Genomic DNA, 23,793 nt, shown 5'->3' with positions numbered 1-23,793 from the left:
CGCTGTTTGGGATTTAAAAATATTTACTCAGTAGTGTCAAGCCAGTTGCGCCGATAGTAGTGTGACTTATGTTAGATATGTCCATGTGAGAGTACGACATGGCTAGACTTCTAATTTGTGCTTAGGTACACGAGAAGCCCGTTACGAAAGTAACGGGCTTTTTTATGTCTGGGATTTTAAACAATTAAGATAAGCGCGAATAAATTCCCGCCTACAAGCCGCACGCAGTTGCTAGGAGGGTAGTGTGACTTATGTTAGATATGCCCATGTGAGAGTAGGACATGGCTAGACTTATAATTAAAGAACCTGTAGCTAACACTACGGGTTTTTTGCTTTCTGCGATTTGAACGTTTGCCTTATGTTAGATATGCCCATGTGAACGCAAGACATTTTCTATTGCTATTTTTGTTTCGGCACACGAGAAGCCCGTACTAAAGTGATTTGGGAGTTAAACAGTTCTTCCGATGGTTTTGTGGGCCACGTAGAACGATTTATACGGAGAGAATCAGATGTTCATACATCTACTTTGATAATTAGTGACGACAAGACAATATTTATCACTTTAATTATATGAATGCATGTTTTGAAATCATTAGGTAGCCCAAAGACTAAGCTCAGAGTAAAATTTTAAATAATATTTATTGATAGGTGACAGAGCATAAAGGCATCCACATAGTTCAACAATTATAGGACAATTGTTAATCTGAATCTAAGCTTTCGGTTCAAAAGCACCAACAACCATTGAAATAAGTAACATAGCTGAAGCCGGTATCATTGTTAATGCAAATAGGGTATTTAAATCTAACATGGTCTGTCCTTGTATATTTCGCTGATGAATAAGTATAGAAATTGATGCGAAAATGTTTGTAGTTATTACTAAGTTGCAATAAGTGTTACAAAGGTTGTGCCAAAGTTACAATTAATTATTAAGGTACTGAAATCTATAGTTATTTAGTTTTTGAATCGTAAATCTAAACTAAAGTGGGTTGGACCTGAATAGAAGGCTGGTTATAATGACTATTATATGGTTTAAAAGGTAAGTTAGTAGGTGAAATTCACAAGGTTGAAAGTTCTCAAAATTTCAATATCGGGACAACTATTCCCGATATTGAGATCAAATAGCGGGGATTACGGCAATGTTACTTTATTAAAGGCATCAAGGAGTACCTGTCCATTCGCTCCATCTTTACCCGCACACTCACTTAAGTGTTGTCTGAATTTTCTTGCGCCCGATAATCCGTTACATAAGCCGAGCATATGTCTTAGTATATGCCAAGCTCGTCCACCAGCATCAACATGACTGTTAATATATGGCATCATCAAATCAATGATATCAGCTCTGCTGAGTGTCTGTGTATCTGACTGATAAATTAGGTTGTCAGCATCAGTAAGTAGATAAGGAGAGTTATATATTTCACGTCCGATCATTACACCATCGATATGATTAAGATGTTCATTAGCTTCTGCCAATGATTTGATGCCACCATTAATTGAAATATCTAATTCACTGAAACTTTTCTTTATCTGATAAACACGCTCATAGTCTAGCGGTGGTACATCACGGTTTTGTTTCGGGCTAAGACCTGTTAGCCAGGCTTTCCTTGCGTGGATGATAAAGTGTTTACAATCAGCTTGTGCTACTTGCTCAATAAACGTGTGTAAAAACTCATATGAATCGAGATCATCAATACCTATTCGTGACTTTACCGTGACAGGAATATTTGTCGCTGATTGCATTTCATTGACGCATTCGGCAACAAGCGCAGGTTCAGCCATCAAACATGCCCCAAAGCGACCATTTTGAACTCTATCTGATGGGCAACCTACATTTATGTTAACTTCGTCATATCCATATTGCTCAGCCATTTTAGCGCATTCAGTCATCGCTTTTACATCACTACCACCTAGTTGCAATACTAAGGGATGTTCAGCATCGTTGTACTCTAAATAGTTACCTCTACCATGCAATATGGCACCGGTAGTAACCATTTCAGTATATAGCACCGTATGTTTCGACATAAGGCGATAGAAGTACCGACAATGTTTATCTGTCCAATCGAGCATAGGCGCAACGCTTAGCCTGTGATCTATTGTAGGCCTTGCACTGTATGGTGTTGTGTCAGTAATTATAGTCATTTGGTTATACTCTAAGTTGCCTTGAATCGCCTGTACTTTCGTTGGGTTTCCGTTTATGGTGTTCCAAATGCGCCCCATTTTGGGTAGGACGATTAAGGATAATTCAATGGCTTCAGTAACAATTGATAAACGCCAAAAGGCTAACGGAGATTTTAGTTACCGTTGCACCATTCGCGTAAAAAAGAATGGCGTAATTATACATAGAGAATCCAAAACATTCAGTAAAAAAGAATTAGCCAAAACATGGGGTAAGTTAAGAAGATAAGCCGTAGAGCTAAGCAATATTTCAGCTCAAGAAAAGGTAATTACAATGGGTGAATTACTAGGTCTCTATATACATGACATCGATTTGTGGGTCGCTACTGGAAGAACGAAGCAATACGTTGTCAAAATGATAAGAGAATGGCCAATAGCAAATGTATTAACCAACGAACTTAAGAGCAGTGACTTAATAGCACATTGTAAAATGCGGAGAAATGCAGGAGCTGCTGGTGTAACGATTTATCATGACGTCGCATATCTACGCAGTGTAATTAAAATAGCTTTACCTTTTTATGTTATTTCGGCTTCAGCAGGGAAAGGGACATTGGTAGAAGCAGAAAAACAAACGCACTTAATTAGCTTTAAGCCTGAATGGCTAAATAAAGAAATTGGTGTAAACGCTAATGATGTATTTTTGATGTTAGTTGATGGTGACAGTATGTACCCGACATTAAAGAACGGTGCCATGATAATGGTGAACAAACACTTTAATGGGTTATGTGATGGAATTTATGTAATGCGACACGAGCAAAACTTACTTGTTAAACGCTTACAAATGTTGCCTAACGGAATTATCAAAGTGAAATCAGACAATAATATCTATGAACCTTGGGAAATAAATAAAGAAAACCTAGATGGAACAGATATGGAAATTATTGGCAGAGTAGTTTGGTCAGGACAAAGAATGTAATTTAAATAACATTCTTTGTCGCTCTAATTATGTTTTCCGTTTAAACGGGATATTAAATTACTTTGAATATGTTTCTAACTCTTCACAGGCAACCTTTCTTGCTTTAATAACCTTTTTATCTCGTGATCCCATTGATTCCAGAATTGCTGTATTGCATTTTTTTTGTGCTATCTGATAGGTAGATTTCTTTTTAGGTTCTGTAACCATTGCAACTTGAGGTTTAAAGTTAATAGAGGCATTACAATACATATTCTGTAATTTAATCGTTATGTGTTGCTTATTCTTATCTTGTTGTAAATATGAACAAGATTGACGAAATAAATCTTTAGCTTTTACAGTACACAGAGAAAATTCGGTTGAATTTTGTCTGTAGTTATTACAAACATTATCCTGTTTTATTTTCCAAATTTGATAACTATAGGCAATGTTATAGCCGTCAAATTTAACTACTTTTGTTTGCATTTCAACATTATACAAATCTGAAAAATGTTGATTGATACTACTTGATATCATTTTAAAATATGAAGTAAATAAGAATGAAACTGGATCTATCATAACAAACTCCTTTTGTAAGTTAGCGCCCAACTAAGGGGCTGATAATTATTGAGGAACGAGGGAAAGCCAAAAGCTTTAATTGGCTTGATAAACTTAAAGCTCTTCAGTATATCGATACTTAGGAAAACCACTACAAGCTAAAAACTGATTACCTTTATTATTACCTTTTTGAGCTGTTTTGACCATTAACTCAGAAGTACATTTTGGGCATTTTGGGGTAATTGAAGTAACTTCAATAGACTCTGTTTCAGGTGGAACTGTTATTTCAAAAATTGTATTTCTAATCTCATTAACACTATAAGTAGCCCTTGCTTTAAACCTATGTAATTTCAAAGAAGCATTCTTACAGGCAAGTTCGACTAATTCATCACGCTTTATGCTCGCTTTTCGATTGTGGCTACTATCGTCAAGCTCTATAACTGACAATACCGAAAGATCATTGGCGTTACATATAACAAAATCAAAATGCTTGGATGATATTTTGTTAAAGGCCGTTTGCCATTGGCTTCGGTTAAGCCCTTTTTGGGGCTTTAAGATATCAGCAATTCTTACTTTGCCGAATACCACTGCTTTATCATCACATGCTAAATTTAAAGTTCCCAAAAAGGAACGCTCCGCAGGAGTAAATAATGGTCCTATTAATTCATATGAAGCTTCTATGGGAGGAGTGGTTTTAGCTTTTAATAAAACCACCAATAAAATAACGAAAATCAAAAAAAGTATTATAAATTCCATTTTTCACCTTTGAGTTTAAATGCCTTATTATGAGGCTAAAATAGCGAGACACTAACAAGAGCCAATCGTACATTTTTCGTTTGAATGATTTACCAACTATTGCAAAGTTGTCTTTCACAGGGAATCCCATCACCATCTCCATCTATTTCAACATTTGGACAGTTAGCTAAATAGAATTTTGCTTCATTGCAAGATATCATCTGACTACAATAATTTTTCCCTCCACAAGTAAATCCCATTTCATTATAAACTTCAGGTTGTATGGGCTTATTTAAATAAATGTAAGTAATACATGAAGGTATAAGTATTAAGATGGAAATCAATATTTGAGGAGCAAATGGTAGTATCAATTTTGGGATAGGTTGCACATCAATAAATGAAATTAACTTAGCGCTCGTCTTTCCTTTCTCCATTGTGACTTGAAAGTTAACTGAATCACCAACCCTTGGGCTACGATACCCTTTCTTGAACTGAGAGATGTGTGCAAATACGTCACTTTTATTATTTTTAGCTGAGATAAAACCGAATCCTCGGTCGTCATTCCAACGTACAATTTTCCCTTGCATGAGGCTTCCTATATACGGGGATTAATTTAACTGTTGATTATAGAGATTTTTAATTGATAATTTATATCATATATCATATATCATATATCATATATCATATATCATATATCATATCTCATAATTTCAAATATTTAGAGCATAAAAATAAATAGAAACAAGTATTACTTAAATTAGATATAAATAATTTGGGATGTAGTGGGGTTTAGTTTGGAACACTGAAATATAATGAAAAACTCTCGTTGGGTTCCAATAGTGTTCCATTCATGACGAAAGGCCAATAAAAATATATGTTTACGTCCAATCAAGCATTGAAAAAGTAACTATATTTGTCTTATTTGTAGGTATAAAAAAGCCCCGACAAATGTCGAGGCCTTAAATAAAAGTGAATCAACTCATTATGTTGTTTTCTTTTTTCTTCTGAGACCAATACCAGCCAACCCGAACCCGAGCAAAGCAAGTGTTGCAGGTTCTGGTACTGAGTGCGCGCCAATTCGCAGGTCATCAAGTGCAATTGCCTGAAACTCACCGAAGTTAGTCAAGCTATCAAGAGCCGCTACTCGAATTGAAGTAAAGCCTGCGTTATCATTCCAACCAACGGAACTTCCTCGATCCATGGATACATCACCAAAACCGGTGGAAGTGCTACCAACAAATGTCTCCCATATCATATTCATCTGATGGCCAGAGCTGAAAAAAGACGAGCTATGCCCATCCCCTATTCTGAAGTCAAGCGCATTTATCAAGTCACCGCTCGTAAGAGATATTGTAACCCAGCTATAGTTCCCACCCGATCCATAGTATGCGGTATTGCTACAACATTGATTATCGTTAATCGATACAACGGCACCATCTTCGGTGTAATTAAGTAGACTTCCACTAATAGAATCGAACGTTAGGCTATTTGTAGCACTAGTAACGGTCGTAGTATTACTGTAAATCGGTGTCGCTTGAGCTTGCATTGCAAAAAAAGGCAACGCAACCATTGGTAATAATGTGCGTAAAGAGCGCTTAAAAACTGACATGATATTTCCTTGATTTATTATTTTTGTTCATCTTTGTGGGTATCCAAGATGCTATTGCGACAAAGCAAATATTGAGCCACATATATTTACGCTTTAAATATCAGTGTGTTGAATTACTCTGTAGGAGGAGGTAATTACGTTATGTAAAATATTTCGACAGACAAATAATCGGTTAGAATAGATCCTCTGCTAGCCTCTAGTTTTAGAGTCTAAAGATATTTAACTTTTGTTAAAGTTTAAATATTACTAAGAGTTCTCAGTAATATGAGGTGAATAATTTATTAGAAATGGCGCCTTCTAAAAACTTAAAGCGAGGAACAAGGAATCAGAGTTAGTGATTAAGTGGGAGTCTAATTTGGAACCCTTTTTAGATTTCTTTATTTTTCATGGTTCCAATAGTGCTCCATGTCTATCTTAAATCCTTTAAAAATAAAGGTTTATGTCCAATCAAGCATAAGACTGAACTTTCTGTTTCTCATTATTCATGCCGTGTTATTGATACCCAAACAAGGTAAATGGTATATTATACAAAATGCAAAATTAATATAACTTTGATGGTTAGAAAGAAAATCATTCATCAAAAAATAACCGAGTGATAAATGATAAAGAATAAAGGTTTCACCTTAATTGAATTAGTCGTGGTTATTGTCATATTGGGTATATTGGCAGTGACAGCTGCACCAAAATATATGAATTTAACTGATGATGCATTAGCAGCAAAAGTTGAAGCAAATGCGGGTGCTTTAAGGTCAGGTGTAAAACTGGCAAACATGAAATGGAGAGTCCTGGGGTCACCAGCTGCATTTAGTCAGCGTGATAATATTCAACTATATGGGACTGATGCATCTGGACGAATAGATATTAACCCAGAAGGTTTTCCTGCTCAAAGTTATCCTGGTAGTGATACAGTAATATCGACAGATAATGATGATGATTGCTTATCTTTATGGACAGCGCTAATAGAAGATGGTGAGAATAAAGCAGCGATTGATGATTCGAAAGAATTTATTAGTAACTATGAAGGTAATAAGTCTTGCTCGTACAAGCTAACAAGAAAAATTGATTTGGGTTTCACCTACGACTCGACCACAGGAAAAGTTACATTACTTTAATAATTGAGTGTGACTACTCTTATCCCGACCTACCAAATATCAATGTTCTATATAAAGAAACTTAAATATACGAACTAAAGATTATCTATATAAGCGATGAAGAGGGGGGTATTTGGAACCCTTTTTATATTCCTTGCATAGTAGGGCTTCGAAAGGGGTTCCGAAAGCCACTCAAGCGCAGTAAAAACGGTTGTTTAGATCTAATCAAGCATAGTTATCATATAGATAATGTCATTAATTATTCGACAGTAACAAAACAAAGATGTCTTAAATTGGTATGATTAGGCATGAACTAAAATAGTTTGCTACAACCCAAGAGACCTGTGTAATAGCTAACTATTCTTAGTTACTAAAGTGAACTATGGCTTCACCACTAATATGATTACTTGTTAGTGATGGTGGATTAGTACTTCTAGGAGGAACAGCTAAACCAAAACCTTTAACCATTTCTAAAGCTCCAGCTTTACTTTCAGCTAAATCTCCATGATCCCATTGAATATCAATACCGACCATTTTTGTTGCGTCCAGTGGCTTGCATTTTCCACTTTATGTTGGCATATGCCTTTCTTGCGCATTTAATTTAACAGTTTCTTACGGGAGATTTTAAGTAGTAGCCTCATAATTCGAGCCGTATATATATAATCTGTAAACGATTTGAGTTTTAAACATCGAGCTAATAAGTATCCGGTAGAATTTTTTTTCTTGAAATTAAATTTAAAGGTTTTATTTCCAACTTAAAATAAACTACATTAATTTAACATCTGTACGTTTATTAATACCTCAATCAGTTTCTTTGGAATTCATAATCTAAATAAAGGTAGTACTTTGATAAAATTAGGATTACTCATTAGTTTGCTATCGACTTATATTTCTATGCCCGCTTACGCGGAGGATATAATAAGTCTAGAGTCCAGCGAGTGGCGGCCTTATGTTTATATGGAGAAGACACAGCCTAAAGGTTTCGTGTATGAAATAGCCAAGGATGTATTTGAACGTGCAGATGTTGAGTATGCGTTTAGTATTAAACCCTGGGCAAGAGTCTATAAGAATGGACTTAATACCAATAATTATTTTATTACAGGGTTAGGGCGTACTCTTCAGCGAGAGAAGTTGTTTCACTGGATTGGTCCTGTTACGCAAGAATTTGATATTTACTTTTACAAACTTAGAACAAATTCTCTTCAAATTAATAATATTGAAGAGGCTAAAGGGTATTTAACCGGAGTAGAACGGGACTCATATTATCAAAACTTCATTGATGCTAACTTCCCTCAAAACAAACGGAAACTGGTTGTCTCCTCCAATCAATTATTAAAAATGCTTCTAGTAAAAAGATTAGATTTCGTTCTTTTAGAAGAAAAGAGAGTTTTTGAAATTTCAGCAAAGCTAGGGCTTGATCCTAATCTATTTGAAAAATCCCTATTTGCTTTTAGTGTGCAGAATTATTTGGCCGCAAGTCTGAACAGTGATATTGCATTAGTCGATAAATTGAGAAAAGCTTATGTTGATCTTAAAAAAGAAAATCTGATTAATTTACCTAAGTGATTGAGCGCCGTAATTAATTACTAAATCACTTCCAGTAACATGACATAACTAATTTATTAGTAATGAAGAGGGCGTTTTATTTGGGACCTTTTTATAACGCTATTATTTTTTCTTCTGTTCGTTCCTAATTTATTACCTCGATTGATAACATGTTAATTACTTTGTGCTATATATTTATTATGAAGGATTTATTAATTATATGTATATTGCTCTCAATTAACCTTAAAGCCTATGGCGCCGATAGAGTAATTTCTGTTGTGAGCTTAGTCGATTACGCACCTTATGTTTTTGTTGAAAGAAATGAGTCAGTTACAGGGTTTATATCGACTCAAGATGGTACTGAATTAATAAAAGGGTATAGTTGGGATGTTTTTAAAGAGAGCTTTTATTCTATGGGCTATTCAATAAAATACATCGTGGTTCCTTGGCCCCGCGCTATAAAGCTTCTTGAATATGGGCATGTAGAGCTTTTATTTCCCATCAGTAAATCCGACGAACGATTGAAAATATTTAACTATTCGAAAGAATCAATTAATGTGGTCGACTATGTTATTTATTCAGCTAATAACTCTGATTTCAAATGGAAAGGATTAGACTCACTAAAGGGAGAAATAATTGGGGTTAAACGAGGATTCAATTATGGTAAAAAATGGCAATCTTTAAATACTGTAACGAAATATGATATAGGACATATATCGGATGGCTTCCGTATGCTTGAAAAAGGCCACGTAGACGGTTTTATTGGTTATAAAGAAAGTTGGGATTATGTTTTAAAACAAGAAGGTTGGGAACATAAATTTACCAATACTCCTATTATAGATTCAAGTTTGGAGTATGTAGTTTCCATGAAGGGGATTGAGGGAAATAGCAAACTATTAGCTGTTTATGATGAAGGTAAAAGAAAACTCATTAAAAATGGTAGATTGGACGTAATAAAACTTAAGTGGTTTGGTCTAAATAAAACAAAACCTAATGAGTAAGCAATCAGCTATATATTTTTTCACATCGTTTTAGACTGATTATATTTAATAATTAAAACATACAAGACTGTACCCTCAGGTAATAACCCAGTAATGAACGAATTTTGGCCTAGCTGACCTGCCTATATCAACTTTCGAATAAGTGTAATATTCATTTGGTTCCCTTTATGAATATATTTTTTGCAATGGCCCCATTAGTAACGCCTTAATCTCCCTATGCCCTTTTGAGCTATATTTTGTCCAATCGTGCGTTGAGGCGATGGAAAGCTTATGTAAAACCTTAATAAATATATTTTAATTCCAACAAATAAACAAAACCATTACGTCATTGTAATAGTAGAAGCTTGTTAGTTATAAGATATTACCAAGCAAGGGTTAACAACATACACAATCAAGTTTTACTTTGGTAGAATACAGATAATTTAAAGGAGAGCACTTTTATGCCAAATTACGTTGTAGGTCACAAAATACCCGATTCAGATTCTATCTGTTCAGCTATCGCATTATCATACTTAAAAACTACCCTAGGGGAACACACTGTTCCCGCACGCTTAGGTGAATTGACACCTGAAACAATGTTTATCTTAGATAAATTTGGTTTTGAACAGCCTGAGCTTAAAACGAGTTATGCTGGAGAAGGGGTATATATTGTTGATCACAGCGATATTGAACTTGCTCCTGATGATATCGATCAAGCTACGATCTTAGGTATTATTGACCATCATAAATTGGGTGATTTAACAACATCATCTCCACTTGAAATTTGGGTACGTCCAGTTGGCTGTACCAATACAATTATCAAGATGATGTATGATTTTCACAATGTCGAGATACCAAAAAATATTGCCGGTGCCATGTTATGTGCAATTTTAAGTGATACCGTTATATTTAAATCACCAACCTGTACAACAGCCGATATCAAATGTGTAGAAGCATTGGCAGAGATCGCTGGTATCGAAGATTTCAAAGAACTTGGTATGGACATGTTCAGAGTAAAATCTGCAGTTCAAGGTACTCCAATTCGAGATCTAGTAAAACGTGATTTTAAAGACTTCAATATGAATGGTCATAAGGTTGGCATTGGCCAACTTGAAGTGATTGATTTAGCTGTTTTTGATGATATAAAAGATGAATTATATGCTGATATCGCCGAACTAAAAGCAGAGGGTGGACGTCACAGTGTTTTCTTACTCTTGACTGATATCATGAAAGAAGGTTCTGAACTTTTAATTGCCAGTGATAGTGATACCTTAGCTGAGCAAGCATTTGGTGTTACACCAAAAGAGGGCAAAGCTTGGTTAGACGGTGTATTAAGCCGTAAAAAACAAGTTGTTCCACCGCTACAAGAAATTTTTCTTAAGTAATAACTTATTGAATATAATAAAAAACCCAGCGACTGCTGGGTTTTTTATACGCGTAATTAATTATTACACACGTTCAAATACTGTTGCTATACCTTGACCTAAGCCAATACACATAGTGGCTAAACCAATATTTACATCTTGGCCTTCCATTAAGTTGATTAACGTACCTGAGATACGTGAACCAGAACAACCTAAAGGATGACCAAGCGCAATAGCGCCACCATTTAAATTAATTTGATCCATTTTATCTTCAACTTTTAACGAGCGAACACAAGATAAAGCTTGTGCAGCAAACGCTTCGTTGAATTCAAATAACTCAATATCTTGAATTGATAGTCCCGCGCGTTTTAACGCTTTCTTCGTTGCAGGTACAGGACCAAAGCCCATCGTTGCTGGATCGCAACCCGCTACAGCCATACCACGAATTTTAACGCGAGGTGTTAAACCTAACTCTTTTGCCTTAGCAGCAGACATAACTAACATTGCTGAAGCGCCGTCAGAAAGTGCTGAAGAAGTACCAGCAGTCACTGTACCATTTGCAGGGTCAAACACAGGACGTAATGCTGATAAGCTTTCTGCAGTCGTTTCAGGACGAATTACTTCATCATGCTCAACTAATGTTAGTGCGCCTGTAGCATCATGACCTTGTGTGGCAACTATTTCATTGTCCCAACGACCAGCCAAATGTGCTTCATGTGCTTTTTGATGCGAACGTGCACCAAAGGCATCTTGCATTTCACGAGTAATGCCGTGCTGTTTACCTAACAGCTCCGCGGTTAAGCCCATATTGCCTGATGCTAAAGCAATATGTTTATTCAATGCAGGATCGAAATCTACGTCATACATCATAGGAACATGACCCATGTGTTCAACACCACCAATTAGGAATACATCGCCTTGGCCAGACATAATGCTGGTACTTGCTTGATGTAATGCTTCCATAGAAGAACCACACAAGCGGTTAACCGTTACACCACCAATTGATTTTGGTAAACCCGCAAGTAATGATGCATTACGTGCAATGTTAAAGCCTTGTTCTTTGGTTTGCTTTACACAGCCCCAAATAACATCTTCAATGTCTTCTGGGTTTAATGCAGGATTACGCACTAAAATTTGTTTCATTAAGTGTGCTGATAATGCTTCAGCACGTACATTGCGAAAAACGCCGGCCTTAGAGCGACCCATTGGAGTTCGTATGCAGTCTACAATTACAACTTCGTTCATTTTATTCTCCTCGGCTTAAGCTGTTTTAACATCGGTAAAAAAATAAGATTTGCCTGATTTAGCCATTTCACGCAGGCCATCAGTCACTTGATAAATTTCACCTAAATCAGCATATTTATCAGCCATTGCGATAAAGTTATCTAGGCCAAGTGTTTCTAAATAGCGAATTGCACCCCCTCTAAATGGAGGGAAGCCAACGCCATAGATTAAGCCCATATCAGCTTCTGCTGCTGTATCAACTACGCCTTCTTCTAAACAACGAACCACTTCATTCACCATAGGGATCATCATGCGAGCAATAATTTCTTCACTGCTGAAATCTTTTTTATCAGCACAATGTTGTCCAAGTAACTCGTAAGCTACAGGAGCAGGAACTTTCATTGGACGACCACGTTTATCTTTAATGTGATCATAAAAGCCTTTACCATTTTTCTGACCTAAACGGTCATTTGCATACAGAGTACTTACAGGATCATTATCAATTTTGGTCATACGCGTAGGGAAACCAGCTGACATAACACCAGTACAGTGATCGGCAGTATCGACACCAACAACATCAAGTAGATATGCAGGACCCATTGGCCAGCCAAATTGTTTTTCCATTACTTTATCGATAGCTGTAAAGTCAGCACCTTCAAGCACTAATTGACTGAAGCCAGCAAAGTATGGGAATAAAACACGGTTCACATAAAAACCAGGGCAATCATTCACTACAATTGGAGATTTACCCATTTTAGCGGCATAAGCAACAACAGCAGCTACGGTTTCGTCAGAGGTATCTTTACCGCGGATAACTTCAACTAATGGCATTTTGTTAACGGGGTTGAAAAAGTGCATGCCACAGAAATTTTGTGGACGTTTTACACTTTGCGCTAATAAGTCAATTGAGATAGTCGACGTGTTTGAAGTAAGAATAGCATCTTCACTGATTACACCTTCAACTTCAGCTAAAACCATGCCTTTAATTTTAGGGTTTTCAACAACGGCTTCAACAACAATATCTACATCTTTAACACTGTCATAACTTAAGCTTGGCGTGATGTTGTTTAAGACACCGGCCATTTTCTTAGCATTCATACGACCACGTTCGACTTGTTTAGTTAATATACCTGTCGCGGTAGTTAACCCTAAATCAAGCGCTTGATCATTGATGTCTTTCATAATGATCGGCGTGCCTTTATAAGCTGATTGGTATGCAATACCACCACCCATAATGCCAGCACCTAATACAGCCGCTTTTTTAACAACTTTTGTTGCAAGTTTACCTGCTTTTTTAGCCTTGCCTTTAATGACTTGGTCTGCCATAAACAAGCCAATTTGCGCTGTTGCCGCATCAGTTTTAGCTAATTTGGCAAAACCAGCATTTTCATTAGCCATTGCACCAGTACGATCTAAATTAGCACTCGCAATTAATGTATTTATCATCACCATTGGAGCAGGGTAATGTTTGCCTGCTTTAGCAGCAATCATTCCTTTGCATGTTGTCGACGACATGATTAGTTCTGTTGGAGATAGGTTTAATGGTTCTAGTTTAGGTTGACGTTTCGCACGCCAGTCTAGTTTTCCATTCATTGCCAATTTAAGCATGCTAATCGCTGCAGTGCGTAAATTTTGTGGTTCAACAACCGCATCAAGAACACCTTGTGCAAGCGCTGCCGCTGGTTTAAATGCTTTACCTGTAGACATCCACGTTGCGGCATTATCAAAACCGATAAGGCGAGGTAGTCTTACTGTACCGCCAAAACCAGGCATCAATCCAAGTTTAACTTCTGGAAGGCCAATGCTGGCATTAGTATCAGCAACACGATAATCACAGGCTAACGTCATTTCACAACCACCACCTAATGCGATGCCATTAATAGCAGCTATTGTAGGTAGTTGAATATCTTCAAATGAATCGAAAACGTCAGATGCTTTTTTTGCCCATGCCGCTAATTCATCTTCGGGCTGACTAAACGACGCTAAAAACTCAGTGATGTCTGCCCCAACAATAAATGTTGATTTGCCAGAGGTTACCATAACGCCTTTAGCGTCACTGCAATTGTTAATTGCTGCAACTACAGCGATATATTCTTCAAAAGTTGCTTGATCAAATTTGTTTACTGATCCCTGAGCATCGAACTTAAGTTCTACAATGCCGTCTTCGAGTAATTGGGCTGAAAGGCTGTTGCCTTGATATATCATGCTTCGTCTCCTTCACCTATAAGTGGTGTTGATGTTTTGATGATTAACCTATATTTTTTAGCACTATTTTTGTTCTAAAAAACGTAGATAACTAATAATAGCTGACTGAGTGTGCCTTGAATAAAAATTAAATGCAATAAATTAAAACAAGTGTTTTAATTGTGTGTTTAGTTTATGTTGATGTATATAAAACCAACACACAAAAAAACACTCGACCAATAAATTGGAGGAGTGCTTTAATGAGTCTTTGAATGTATGACGTGAGGTTTAAACTCACCTTCTACGAGTGTTAACTTTGTTTTTGAAGAAAGTTGATGAACTCGTCTGATGGCATCGGTTTAGCATAATAGAAACCTTGTACTTCATCACAGCCTAACTCAATTAAACGATCTTGCTGTTCAACTTCTTCAATACCTTCAGCAATAACTTTAAGTTGCATTTTTTTACCTAAATTAATAATCGTTTCAGCAATAACAGACTGACCTTCTTTATCAATATCGGTAACAAATGCACGATCAACTTTTAATCGATCAAGCGGCAGTTTCTGTAAGTAGCTCAATGAAGAGAATCCAGTACCGAAATCATCTAGCGCTATGCTTATTCCTTGAGCTTTTAACTTGGTTAATGCATCAATGATGATCTGCGGTTCATCCATTAAGATGTTTTCTGTTATTTCTAATTCCAGTTTACTCGGCTTAATATCATGCTGAGTAATGGTATTTATTATACTATCGACAAAGTTTTCCTGTCGGAACTGTGGAATAGATACATTGACTGAAATACTGAGGTCGGCATAGCTTGTTTCAAGCATTTTAAGCTGCTTACATGCTTGACTAATAACCCAGTCCCCAATTTCAATAATGAGTCCTGAATATTCGGCTAAGGGAATAAAAACAGCAGGAGAAACAAACTTCCCATCTGCAGTACGCCAACGTAGCAGAGCTTCAGCTCCAATAACTTTACCTGTGGTTAATGATAATTGCGGCTGATACCAAAGCTCAAGACAGTTATTTGAAAAATCATTACGTAGTTGGCGAATCATGTTTAGACGCCATTGCATTTGATCTTCTATATCCGAATGATAATACGCAAAATGCTCTAAACGATTCTTTTTCGCTATATTTAATGCGATATTAATTTGGTTTAGTACTTGTACACCACTGCTTTGTGCATGTTCTTTCGTACATAAGCCAAAGCAAGCATTAATGGGAAGATGTTGTTCACCCGCTCTAAAAGGCTGGTGAAATAAAGCCATTAAACTTTCAGGAGTTAAACAATCAGCAGGGCCAATAATACCAAAAACGTCAGCACCTACGCGGGCAAATTGACATTCACAATCGATGCTTTGCATGCGCTGACCGACTGCTGATAGTAGTTTATTACCAATATCTTGTCCTAAGGCATCGTTGATATCACTGAAGTGATTTATATCAATTAAAGCCGCAACCTGATTTTTGCAATCATTTTGAGCAAAATCATCAAGTAAACGCACAAACTCTAGACGGTTAGGTAAGTTGGTTAGCGAATCTTTATAGGCAGCATTAGTGAGTTTTTGAAATAAATGGACATTTTCATAACCGACAGCGACGCCGGTTAAAAATACATTTAATAGCTGAGTTTGTATTTCAGTTAACGGACTAGCAAGTTTGACATAGATAACTGCACGGTAATCCCCTTTAGCAACATAAAGATTAAGGCTGTCATCGAGGTATTCATGTTTTTGCTGTAAGAAACAAGCTTTTACCTGTTTACTCGCTTGTTCATCTTGTAACTGATCAAGCTTTTGATTAATTAAGTCATCATCAAAACCTATTTGCGCTAGTACATAAAAACTCAAATCATCAATATTTTCTATGATGCCTTGACCTCTTGCGCAAAATACTGCGGATATTTCACCACCTACGAGGGTTTTTAATTGTGATAAAACACCGTGGCTATATTTAGACAGAGAATGTTGTGAGGATAATTCAGTAGCACCAGAAACTATTTTCTCAAGACCTAGACGGTTCTCATTAACGGTAGCTATTTGTTGAAAAGAACGAATAGCAGCAAAAACCGTAGTGACTAGCTTACGACGTGTAAGCTCTGTTTTCGTTTTATAATCATTGATATCATATTCTTTTATGACACTTTCTTCGGGAGCGTAACCAGGCTGTCCCGTACGTAAAACAATACGGATATCCTTGCGTTGTAATGTCTCTCTGATATGTTTTACAACATTAAGACCAGCATCATCAGTTTCCATAACAACATCGAGCAATACCAGCACAATGTCATCATTTTCTTCAATTAATCGACATGCATCTTTACCTGAATAGGCATGTAAGTATTCAAGACGGCGGCCTAAGACGATAAGATCGGACAATGCTAATTGAGTCACTGAATGAATTTCAGGATCATCATCTACAATGAGAACTTGCCAAGTTTCATTACTGCCACAGGCTAAAATCTCGTCTTCATCACTATCATCGATAAATAAAAAGTCATCGTGTGAATTTTCTGATGCTTGCATACTGCCCTCATAACTAAGCGTATTTGCTTTTAATATACGTAGTTAAAATTGAAATCTAATTTATTTAGTATAACTATAACCTAATACTTCTTTTTTACACCATTGAACGAGATAATAATAGCCCGTTAGGTAATTATTTATTCGATTTATTTAACTGGGTTATACTAAATTGAATTTAACCCTATGTTGTTGACGTTCGTTTGCCTTTTAGCATAGTGTAATAAAGTGCTTAATCATAAGGATTCAGCAAATATTTCTGCTTGATCCTAGAGATAGTGAAATGGAGTTAGTTAAAGTGAATAAAGATAATTTAGACGTTGTCAGACTTGAAAAGGATGTTAAAAAAGAAGCTGATGATAAGGTCATAGTAAAGAGTAATAAATCACCTCAAAACTCTACAGAGTCGAGTGTATCTCAGCAGTTTTTGAAGCTTGCTAAACGTTTTGTGATAGATGGTGCTTTGTTACCAGAAGAAAAACAAATGCTAATTGAAGATCGAACGGTAAAGCGAGCCAGATTGAGTCAATTACGCAAGCAGCAAAATATTGAACATATTATGCAAAAAACATTAAATTATTGTGCTGATTTTGAATTGGGACAAAGAACAGATCATGACTGGTTGAGTCGATATATAACGTTATCTGAAGAAGTAAGTAACCCTACGATGCAAGACCTATGGGCAAAAATTTTAGCAGGTGAACTCACTAAACCAGGCTCTTTTTCATTCAAAGCATTACAAGTTTTTCGTGATATGAGCATTTTTGATGCAAAACTATTAGCTAAAGCTTGCTCATTAGCAATAAAAGAACCAAACAAAAAGGGGATTCGCCTAGTTAGTGGTGTGTATCAACAGCCAGGACTACTCAACTTTTTCTCAAAACAACGACAGCAATATTGCAACTTAAATAACTTTGGTTTGAGCTACGCTGATTTATTAGCGTTAGCTGAAAATCATCTTATTTATTTACAAGAAAGTGAATCGAGTTTAATAGCCAAGGGAGAAGTTCTTCAGTTTAATTATAACGGTTTACCTCTCAAATTAACGGCAAAAAAAGCCAATGTAAGCCTTCAGTTTTATAAATTTACACCTTTAGGCGCTGAGCTTGCTCATTTGATTAGTGATAAAAGTAACGAAGAGTTTTTTGCCTATCTAAAAAGTAAACTGGGTTATTACTTTTCAATAGATAGTGACTAACTAATATATTCCGGCGATGTGCATCACAAGTTGCTCAGGTTTGAGTAAGTTTTGCATGTCATGATATAATTTACTAATGTTATATTATATCAATTGTGATATTATCTCATTTTAAGGGTTGTAACTAACCTGTTAATTGTAAATTATCCCACAATCTCGGAATTATCATGTTAGATAAAATAGGTATTACAGCAACTTCTTTATGTGCATTACATTGCATATTACTACCTATACTATTACCTATGTTACCGTTATTGGGGCTAAGCTTTTTAGCTGATCACGCGTGGGAACATGTCTTTCTTCTTATGACTGCTGCTTTGGGTACCATTGCTTTATTTTCTGGGTTTAAACGTTACCACAAAAGAATTTATCCATTTTACTTACTTTATTTAGGTGTTGCCCTGTATTGGATAAAGCATGATTTCTCTCCTGAATACGAAATGTACTTTATCATCGGTGGAGCGAGCCTTATTATCGCGGCCCACTTCATTAATATCAAATTGTGTAATAACTGCAAGCAATGTGATGATGACCTTTGTACTAGCGAAGCTCAGTAACTAAGTTTAGGCTTTAGCACTAAGCTTTTAGTCACCAAATTCTTTTAACTTTCTCGTTAAGGTATTCCTTCCCCAGCCTAGTTTCTTTGCGGCCTCTTGTTTATGGCCTTGAGTGAATATTAGCGCTCGATCAAGCATTATTTTTTCAAATTCAATTTGAGCGTAATCAAGAATAGCTTCTTTGCCCTGGACTAACTCTTGATCCATCCAAGTACTGAGTACTTCTTGCCAATCATTAGAATCATGTTTTAGAGGAGCAGACTTCTCTGTTAATTCATTAGGTAAATCTTCAATAAGAATTTCTTGACCACTTGCCATTACTGTTAAAAAACGACAAATATTCTCTAATTGCCTAACGTTTCCAGGCCAAAGGCAATTGTTAAGGAAGTTACTGGCTTTTTTACTTAATGTTTTAACTTCAACACTGAGTTCATTAGCTGCTTGTGCTAAAAAATGCTGACTCAGCTGTGCTATATCTTCTTTACGCTCTCTAAGGCTAGGTAAGTGGATGCGAATAACATTGAGACGATGAAATAAGTCTTCCCTAAACTCACCCTTATTTACACGTTCTTCAAGGTTTTGATGAGTAGCTGCAATAATACGTACATCGACTTGTACAGGTAAATGACCACCAACACGATAAACCTGGCCGTCAGAAAGTACACGTAATAGGCGAGTTTGAATATCTAATGGCATATCACCAATTTCATCTAAAAATAAAGTCCCTCCATGTGCCTGTTCAAATCGCCCTTGTCGAACAGCATTGGCACCAGTAAAAGCACCTTTTTCATGACCAAACAACTCAGATTCAATAAGGTCTTTTGGAATAGCGGCCATATTTAACGGAATAAAAGGTTCATTAACTCTAGGGCTATGAGAATGTAGCGCTTGGGCAACCAATTCTTTACCGGTACCTGACTCACCATTAATTAATACACTAATGCTAGAACGTGATAGTCGACCAATCGCTCGAAATACTTCCTGCATGGCAGGCGCTTCACCAATCAGACCGACTGCTAAAGGAGCATTCGGTTGTTGCTGGTTTTTCTCATTCTGCTCTCTAGCATGAGTGAGAGCACGTTTACTTAAGTTGACGGCTTCATCAATATCAAACGGTTTAGGCAAATATTCAAATGCACCACCTTGATAGGCATTAACCGCGCTGTCTAAATCAGAGTGAGCAGTCATAATAATCACAGGTATATGGCTATGGTGCTTTCTTAACTTCTTTAATAGCTCCATACCATCAATATTTGGCATGCGAATGTCAGAAATAATTACTTCTGGCTGTCCATGATCTAATGCAATCAATAAGTTTTCAGCGCTCTCAAAAGCGGCGCAACTTATGTTTGCACTGGCAAAGGCTTTCTCAAGTACCCATCTAATTGAGCTATCGTCGTCAACTATCCACACTTGTTCTGTGATCATAATTCATTCTCTTGTGATAAAGGTGCTTGCTGTAAAGGGGCTTGTGTAAGTGGTAATAGAATTGTAAATTCTGTATGACCTGGTCGGCTATGACATGATAGTTTACCGTTGTGTTGGTTTATTAAAGTTTGTGAAATAGATAAACCTAAGCCGGTACCGTTAGACCGTCCGGATACCATAGGATAAAAAAGCGTATCTTGAATTTTACTTGGAATACCAGGGCCGTTATCAATAATACTAATTTGAACCGCTAATTTTATTCGCTTGCCATGGATCGTTTTATTGCTAGCAATTCGAGTTCTTAAGGTAATGTTATGATTTTCATCAATGGCTTGAATAGCATTGTTAACAATATTGAGCACTGCTTGTTGCAGCTTCTCTTGGTCACATTCTACAGCGGGTAGGGACGGATCATAATCACGTAATAAATTAACTTTATGTCCATTTGAATAACTAACCAACTGGCATACTTTCTCGAGTATTCCGTGGATATTTTGTGCTTGAATTTGGGGCAGTTGATTGGGACCAAGAAGACGATCAACTAAATTAGTTAATCTGTCAGCTTGTTCAATGATCATGCTGGTATATTCTTGTTGTTCATTATTCAATTCTTTACTGAGTAATTGTGCTGCTCCTCGAAGACCACCAAGCGGATTTTTTATTTCGTGTGCCAGTCCTTTAATAAGGTCACGAGCGGCAAGCCATTGCTGATGTTGAAAAACTTCAAGGCTAATTTGTTTTTGTTGATCTATCTGTTTTAATTCAAGTAATACATGCGGAGTCCTTTCAAACTCGACTGAAGAAGCTGTTACTTCTGCAGTAAATCGGTGACTTTCATTTAGCTCTATTACAATATCGCTGTCGGTAAATTCTTGTCCAGTGGCAAGGAGTTGCTTTAAACGTGGACTACTAATACTCGTATTAGCAAAAATAATTTCAGATTCAGTATTATATAAACGATACAGGCTTTTATTTAATAATGCTTCAGCAGCAGGGTTTACATACACGATAGCGAGTTTATCATTGAGGATAATTATCGCGGTAACCAGCTGGTTAGCGAGTGATTGTTGATAAGATAACTTGTGATCTTGTATATAACTACGGCTATGCATAAAAATCCTAGATAGATAACTTTGTGCACTGTTTTAGTGCGTGCAGTGCAAGTTTACTAAAGAAAGGTTTTATTTGCAGTGTTGTTTTTCTTGACTTCAAATAGCTAAATTATATCCTTAACCCTTTTATGACATGTGGTTACGGGTATCTGTTTGGCTTATTTTGATGAAGCTCTATGCATATAAAACGTTACTGATGTTGATGATGCAATAACCTTGCCTTCTTCATCAAGTAGTAACATTTTTATTTTATGCTCACCTCTCTCAATATCTCTCAGAGAAAACATAGAGTGTTTTTGTGGTTTTTTATGGGGTTTTCCGTCAAGTATTAACTGCACTTCTAAGCCAGGCTTAAATCTTGGCTTGATACCACCACCAATGTATATCGAACCGGTATTATCGCGAATGGTGGCATTATTTTTAGGTGTATCTATAGCTATTTCGTATTTTTCTGTCATTTCTTGAGGAGTGATATCGAGTACTTCAGTATCAATAGAGGTGCTTGATTGGATGATATTACCAGGTTTAGTTTTTACTTCTTCAGCACCAGCCCTTGGAGAGTCAGAAAAAACCAATACGCCCTTCTCATTACGCCACACATAAATTTTAGACGTTTTTGGGTGCACAGGTGCAGCTAACGTGATGCCTAATAGTGTAAGTAGTAATAGCTTGATCATAATTCCTTATATTTTCCTGTGCATTGGGTATTCAATATCCGCATCATTCCATAACGTACGCTAATTAAAGTATATATCTATATTTTATACAAAAAAATGTTTTTTATTGTTTTTCTATCAATAAGTGGTTTTTATAGATTAAATGTAGATAAATTGTATTTTTATTGTAACTTAGCGCATAAAAAAGCTCACCGAAGTGAGCTTTTTACTGAGCTAGAACGCTTCAAAGAGAAGCTAAACGAGATTAAACGCTGTAGTACATCGCGAATTCTACTGGATGCGTAGAAGAGTTTAATAACTCAACTTCTTCACGCTTAAGACCAATGTATGCATTGATCATGTCTAAGTCCATTACGCCACCAGCCGTTAAGAAATCGTTATCAGCTTCTAAGCTATCTAACGCGTCTGCTAATGAAGCACATACTTGTGGAATTGCAGCTGCTTCTTCAGCAGGTAAGTCATATAAATCTTTATCCATAGCATCGCCAGGATGGATTTTGTTCTTAATTCCGTCAAGACCAGCCATTAGCATAGCAGTGAAACCTAAATAAGGGTTCATCGTAGGATCAGGGAAACGAACTTCTATACGCATTGCTTTAGGAGAAGGTACAATTGGAATACGAATAGACGCTGAACGGTTACGTGCAGAGTATGCAAGCATTACCGGAGCTTCAAAACCAGGAACAAGACGTTTGTATGAGTTAGTTGATGCGTTAGTAAAAGCGTTTAATGCTTTAGCATGCTTGATGATACCACCAATGTAGTAAAGTGCCATTTCAGATAAACCGCCGTACTTATCACCAGAGAATAAGTTAACGCCATCTTTAGCTAAAGATTGGTGAACATGCATACCAGTGCCGTTGTCACCAACGATTGGCTTAGGCATGAAAGTCGCTGTTTTACCGTATGCGTGAGCAACGTTATGAACAACATATTTGTATATTTGCACTTCATCAGCTTTTTTAACCATAGTGTTAAAGCGACATGCAATTTCGTTTTGACCTGCAGTTGCTACTTCATGGTGGTGAGCTTCAACAACTAAGCCCATATCTTCCATAACTAAACACATTGCAGAACGTAAATCTTGTGAAGAATCTACCGGAGACGTTGGGAAATAACCACCTTTAACACCAGGACGATGTCCCATGTTGCCTTCTTCATACTCAGTACCAGAGTTCCAAGCCGCTTCTTTATCATCAATTTTGAAAAAAGAACCGCTCATGTCAGTATGAAAACGTACATCGTCAAATACGAAGAATTCTGGCTCAGGACCAATTAATACGGTATCAGCAAGGCCAGTAGAACGCATGTACTCTTCAGCGCGATTAGCAACTGAACGAGGGTCACGGCTGTAACCTAACATAGTATCAGGTTCAACGATGTCACAACGGATATTTAGTGTTACTGCATCAGTAAAAGGGTCTAGGACAGCTGTTGATGGATCAGGCATCATTACCATATCTGATTGATCAATGCCTTTCCAACCTTCGATAGATGAACCGTCAAACATTTTGCCATCTTCAAAAAAATCTTCAGTAACTTGGTGATGAGGAATAGAAATGTGCTGCTCTTTACCTTTTGAATCTGTAAAGCGAAGGTCAATAAATTTTACATCGTGTTCTTTAATTAAATCGAATACTGCTTGTGACATTTTGTGTCTCCAGTGAAGTTAATTTTATAAATTTTTATACATTATCGAGTAAGTTGTAAAATGGATGAAGTTATAAAGGTTGGTTATTACCATTATTCATCTATTATTGTTCATTTAATTAGCTAAAATCGTGCCAAGACAAAGTCCATTGATTAATAAGCTTTTTTATTCTTTTAGTTGTTTGGGTTGCACCTAATTGGTGCTTGATGTGCATCATTGTGGTGCGTTAGTGGTTGTTGTGAGAATCCTACTATAGAATATATTTAGCAGCTTTCCCCTATAATTT

General features: G+C 36.6%; 21 protein-coding genes. 8 read left to right on the top strand and 13 right to left on the bottom strand.

Annotation, left to right across the window (positions count from 1 at the left end; all coding sequences use genetic code 11):
* Nucleotides 1-1,128: 1,128 nt before the first annotated feature.
* Nucleotides 1,129-2,136 (bottom strand): tRNA dihydrouridine(20/20a) synthase DusA, encoded by a 1,008-nt coding sequence (dusA, locus tag CXF85_RS12690; protein WP_101229030.1) that lies wholly within the window; start codon nt 2,134-2,136, stop codon nt 1,129-1,131.
* Between the two features lie 106 nt (nt 2,137-2,242).
* Here dusA and CXF85_RS22795 point away from each other — a divergent pair, with 106 nt between their 5' ends.
* Together CXF85_RS22795 and CXF85_RS12685 are read left to right on the top strand one after the other, a co-directional pair.
* On the top strand, nt 2,243-2,401 hold the full coding sequence (locus CXF85_RS22795) for a hypothetical protein (RefSeq protein WP_157829098.1): 159 nt from the start codon (nt 2,243-2,245) through the stop codon (nt 2,399-2,401).
* A 45-nt stretch (nt 2,402-2,446) separates the two neighbouring features.
* Nucleotides 2,447-3,088, top strand: coding sequence for a S24 family peptidase (locus CXF85_RS12685; protein WP_101229025.1), 642 nt, complete (start codon nt 2,447-2,449; stop codon nt 3,086-3,088).
* A 57-nt stretch (nt 3,089-3,145) separates the two neighbouring features.
* Here the strand turns inward: CXF85_RS12685 and CXF85_RS12680 are convergent, their stop codons facing one another.
* From CXF85_RS12680 to CXF85_RS12665, 4 genes are all read right to left on the bottom strand, one after another.
* Entirely contained in the window at nt 3,146-3,643 is a 498-nt protein-coding gene (locus CXF85_RS12680; RefSeq protein WP_101229023.1) for a hypothetical protein, read from the bottom strand.
* Between the two features lie 93 nt (nt 3,644-3,736).
* Entirely contained in the window at nt 3,737-4,378 is a 642-nt protein-coding gene (locus CXF85_RS23125) for a DUF2726 domain-containing protein (RefSeq protein ID WP_101229021.1), read from the bottom strand.
* Between the two features lie 89 nt (nt 4,379-4,467).
* Nucleotides 4,468-4,944 carry a cold shock domain-containing protein gene (locus tag CXF85_RS12670; protein ID WP_101229019.1) on the bottom strand — a complete coding sequence of 159 codons (477 nt, stop codon included), beginning with the start codon at nt 4,942-4,944 and terminating at the stop codon, nt 4,468-4,470.
* Nucleotides 4,945-5,339: 395 nt separating this feature from the next.
* Entirely contained in the window at nt 5,340-5,966 is a 627-nt protein-coding gene (locus tag CXF85_RS12665) for a PEP-CTERM sorting domain-containing protein (protein ID WP_101229017.1), read from the bottom strand.
* A 599-nt stretch (nt 5,967-6,565) separates the two neighbouring features.
* On the opposite strand from CXF85_RS12665, the gene CXF85_RS23315 reads away from it, so the two are divergent.
* Nucleotides 6,566-7,078: a type II secretion system protein gene (locus CXF85_RS23315; RefSeq protein WP_101229015.1), complete on the top strand. Its 513-nt coding sequence runs from the start codon at nt 6,566-6,568 to the stop codon at nt 7,076-7,078.
* A gap of 342 nt (nt 7,079-7,420) precedes the next feature.
* Here the strand turns inward: CXF85_RS23315 and CXF85_RS12655 are convergent, their stop codons facing one another.
* Complete coding sequence (locus CXF85_RS12655) at nt 7,421-7,591, bottom strand: hypothetical protein (protein ID WP_198555623.1); 171 nt, start codon at nt 7,589-7,591, stop codon at nt 7,421-7,423.
* Nucleotides 7,592-7,903: 312 nt separating this feature from the next.
* On the opposite strand from CXF85_RS12655, the gene CXF85_RS12650 reads away from it, so the two are divergent.
* The 3 genes from CXF85_RS12650 to CXF85_RS12640 all read left to right on the top strand — a co-directional run bounded on the left by CXF85_RS12650 (nt 7,904) and on the right by CXF85_RS12640 (nt 10,967).
* Entirely contained in the window at nt 7,904-8,623 is a 720-nt protein-coding gene (locus tag CXF85_RS12650; protein ID WP_157829097.1) for a substrate-binding periplasmic protein, read from the top strand.
* A 179-nt stretch (nt 8,624-8,802) separates the two neighbouring features.
* Nucleotides 8,803-9,603, top strand: a complete 801-nt coding sequence (locus tag CXF85_RS12645; RefSeq protein WP_157829096.1) for a substrate-binding periplasmic protein — start codon at nt 8,803-8,805, stop codon at nt 9,601-9,603.
* Nucleotides 9,604-10,043: 440 nt separating this feature from the next.
* The gene (locus CXF85_RS12640) at nt 10,044-10,967 is read left to right on the top strand and encodes a manganese-dependent inorganic pyrophosphatase (protein WP_101229009.1); all 924 of its coding nucleotides are present in this window, start codon (nt 10,044-10,046) and stop codon (nt 10,965-10,967) included.
* 63 nt (nt 10,968-11,030) lie between these two features.
* Here CXF85_RS12640 and fadA read toward each other — a convergent pair whose 3' ends face one another.
* From fadA to CXF85_RS12625, 3 genes are all read right to left on the bottom strand, one after another.
* Nucleotides 11,031-12,191, bottom strand: a complete 1,161-nt coding sequence (gene fadA, locus CXF85_RS12635; RefSeq protein WP_101229007.1) for an acetyl-CoA C-acyltransferase FadA — start codon at nt 12,189-12,191, stop codon at nt 11,031-11,033.
* Between the two features lie 15 nt (nt 12,192-12,206).
* Nucleotides 12,207-14,375 carry a fatty acid oxidation complex subunit alpha FadB gene (gene fadB / locus CXF85_RS12630; protein ID WP_101229005.1) on the bottom strand — a complete coding sequence of 723 codons (2,169 nt, stop codon included), beginning with the start codon at nt 14,373-14,375 and terminating at the stop codon, nt 12,207-12,209.
* Nucleotides 14,376-14,664: 289 nt separating this feature from the next.
* The gene (locus CXF85_RS12625; protein WP_101229003.1) at nt 14,665-16,887 is read right to left on the bottom strand and encodes a bifunctional diguanylate cyclase/phosphodiesterase; all 2,223 of its coding nucleotides are present in this window, start codon (nt 16,885-16,887) and stop codon (nt 14,665-14,667) included.
* 295 nt (nt 16,888-17,182) lie between these two features.
* On the opposite strand from CXF85_RS12625, the gene CXF85_RS12620 reads away from it, so the two are divergent.
* A complete protein-coding gene (locus tag CXF85_RS12620) occupies nt 17,183-18,082 on the top strand; it encodes a TIGR03899 family protein (protein ID WP_232771183.1) in 900 nt (299 codons plus the stop codon).
* Between the two features lie 167 nt (nt 18,083-18,249).
* Complete coding sequence (locus tag CXF85_RS12615; protein WP_101228998.1) at nt 18,250-18,639, top strand: MerC domain-containing protein; 390 nt, start codon at nt 18,250-18,252, stop codon at nt 18,637-18,639.
* A gap of 27 nt (nt 18,640-18,666) precedes the next feature.
* On the opposite strand, the gene glnG is transcribed toward CXF85_RS12615, so the two are convergent.
* The 4 genes from glnG to glnA form a co-directional block, all read right to left on the bottom strand.
* Nucleotides 18,667-20,067, bottom strand: a complete 1,401-nt coding sequence (gene glnG, locus CXF85_RS12610) for a nitrogen regulation protein NR(I) (protein ID WP_101228996.1) — start codon at nt 20,065-20,067, stop codon at nt 18,667-18,669.
* Nucleotides 20,064-21,179: a nitrogen regulation protein NR(II) gene (gene glnL, locus CXF85_RS12605; protein ID WP_101228994.1), complete on the bottom strand. Its 1,116-nt coding sequence runs from the start codon at nt 21,177-21,179 to the stop codon at nt 20,064-20,066. The genes glnG and glnL overlap by 4 nt, the downstream gene beginning before the upstream one ends.
* Nucleotides 21,180-21,337: 158 nt before the next feature.
* The gene (locus CXF85_RS12600; RefSeq protein ID WP_101228992.1) at nt 21,338-21,856 is read right to left on the bottom strand and encodes a DUF4124 domain-containing protein; all 519 of its coding nucleotides are present in this window, start codon (nt 21,854-21,856) and stop codon (nt 21,338-21,340) included.
* 244 nt (nt 21,857-22,100) lie between these two features.
* Complete coding sequence (gene glnA, locus CXF85_RS12595) at nt 22,101-23,507, bottom strand: glutamate--ammonia ligase (protein WP_101228990.1); 1,407 nt, start codon at nt 23,505-23,507, stop codon at nt 22,101-22,103.
* Nucleotides 23,508-23,793 lie beyond the last annotated feature (286 nt).

The sequence above is a fragment of the Colwellia sp. 75C3 genome (assembly GCF_002836255.1).
Taxonomy (GTDB): domain Bacteria; phylum Pseudomonadota; class Gammaproteobacteria; order Enterobacterales; family Alteromonadaceae; genus Colwellia.
Note: the sequence above shows the minus strand (reverse complement) of the source record. Positions and strands in the feature narration are given on the sequence as shown.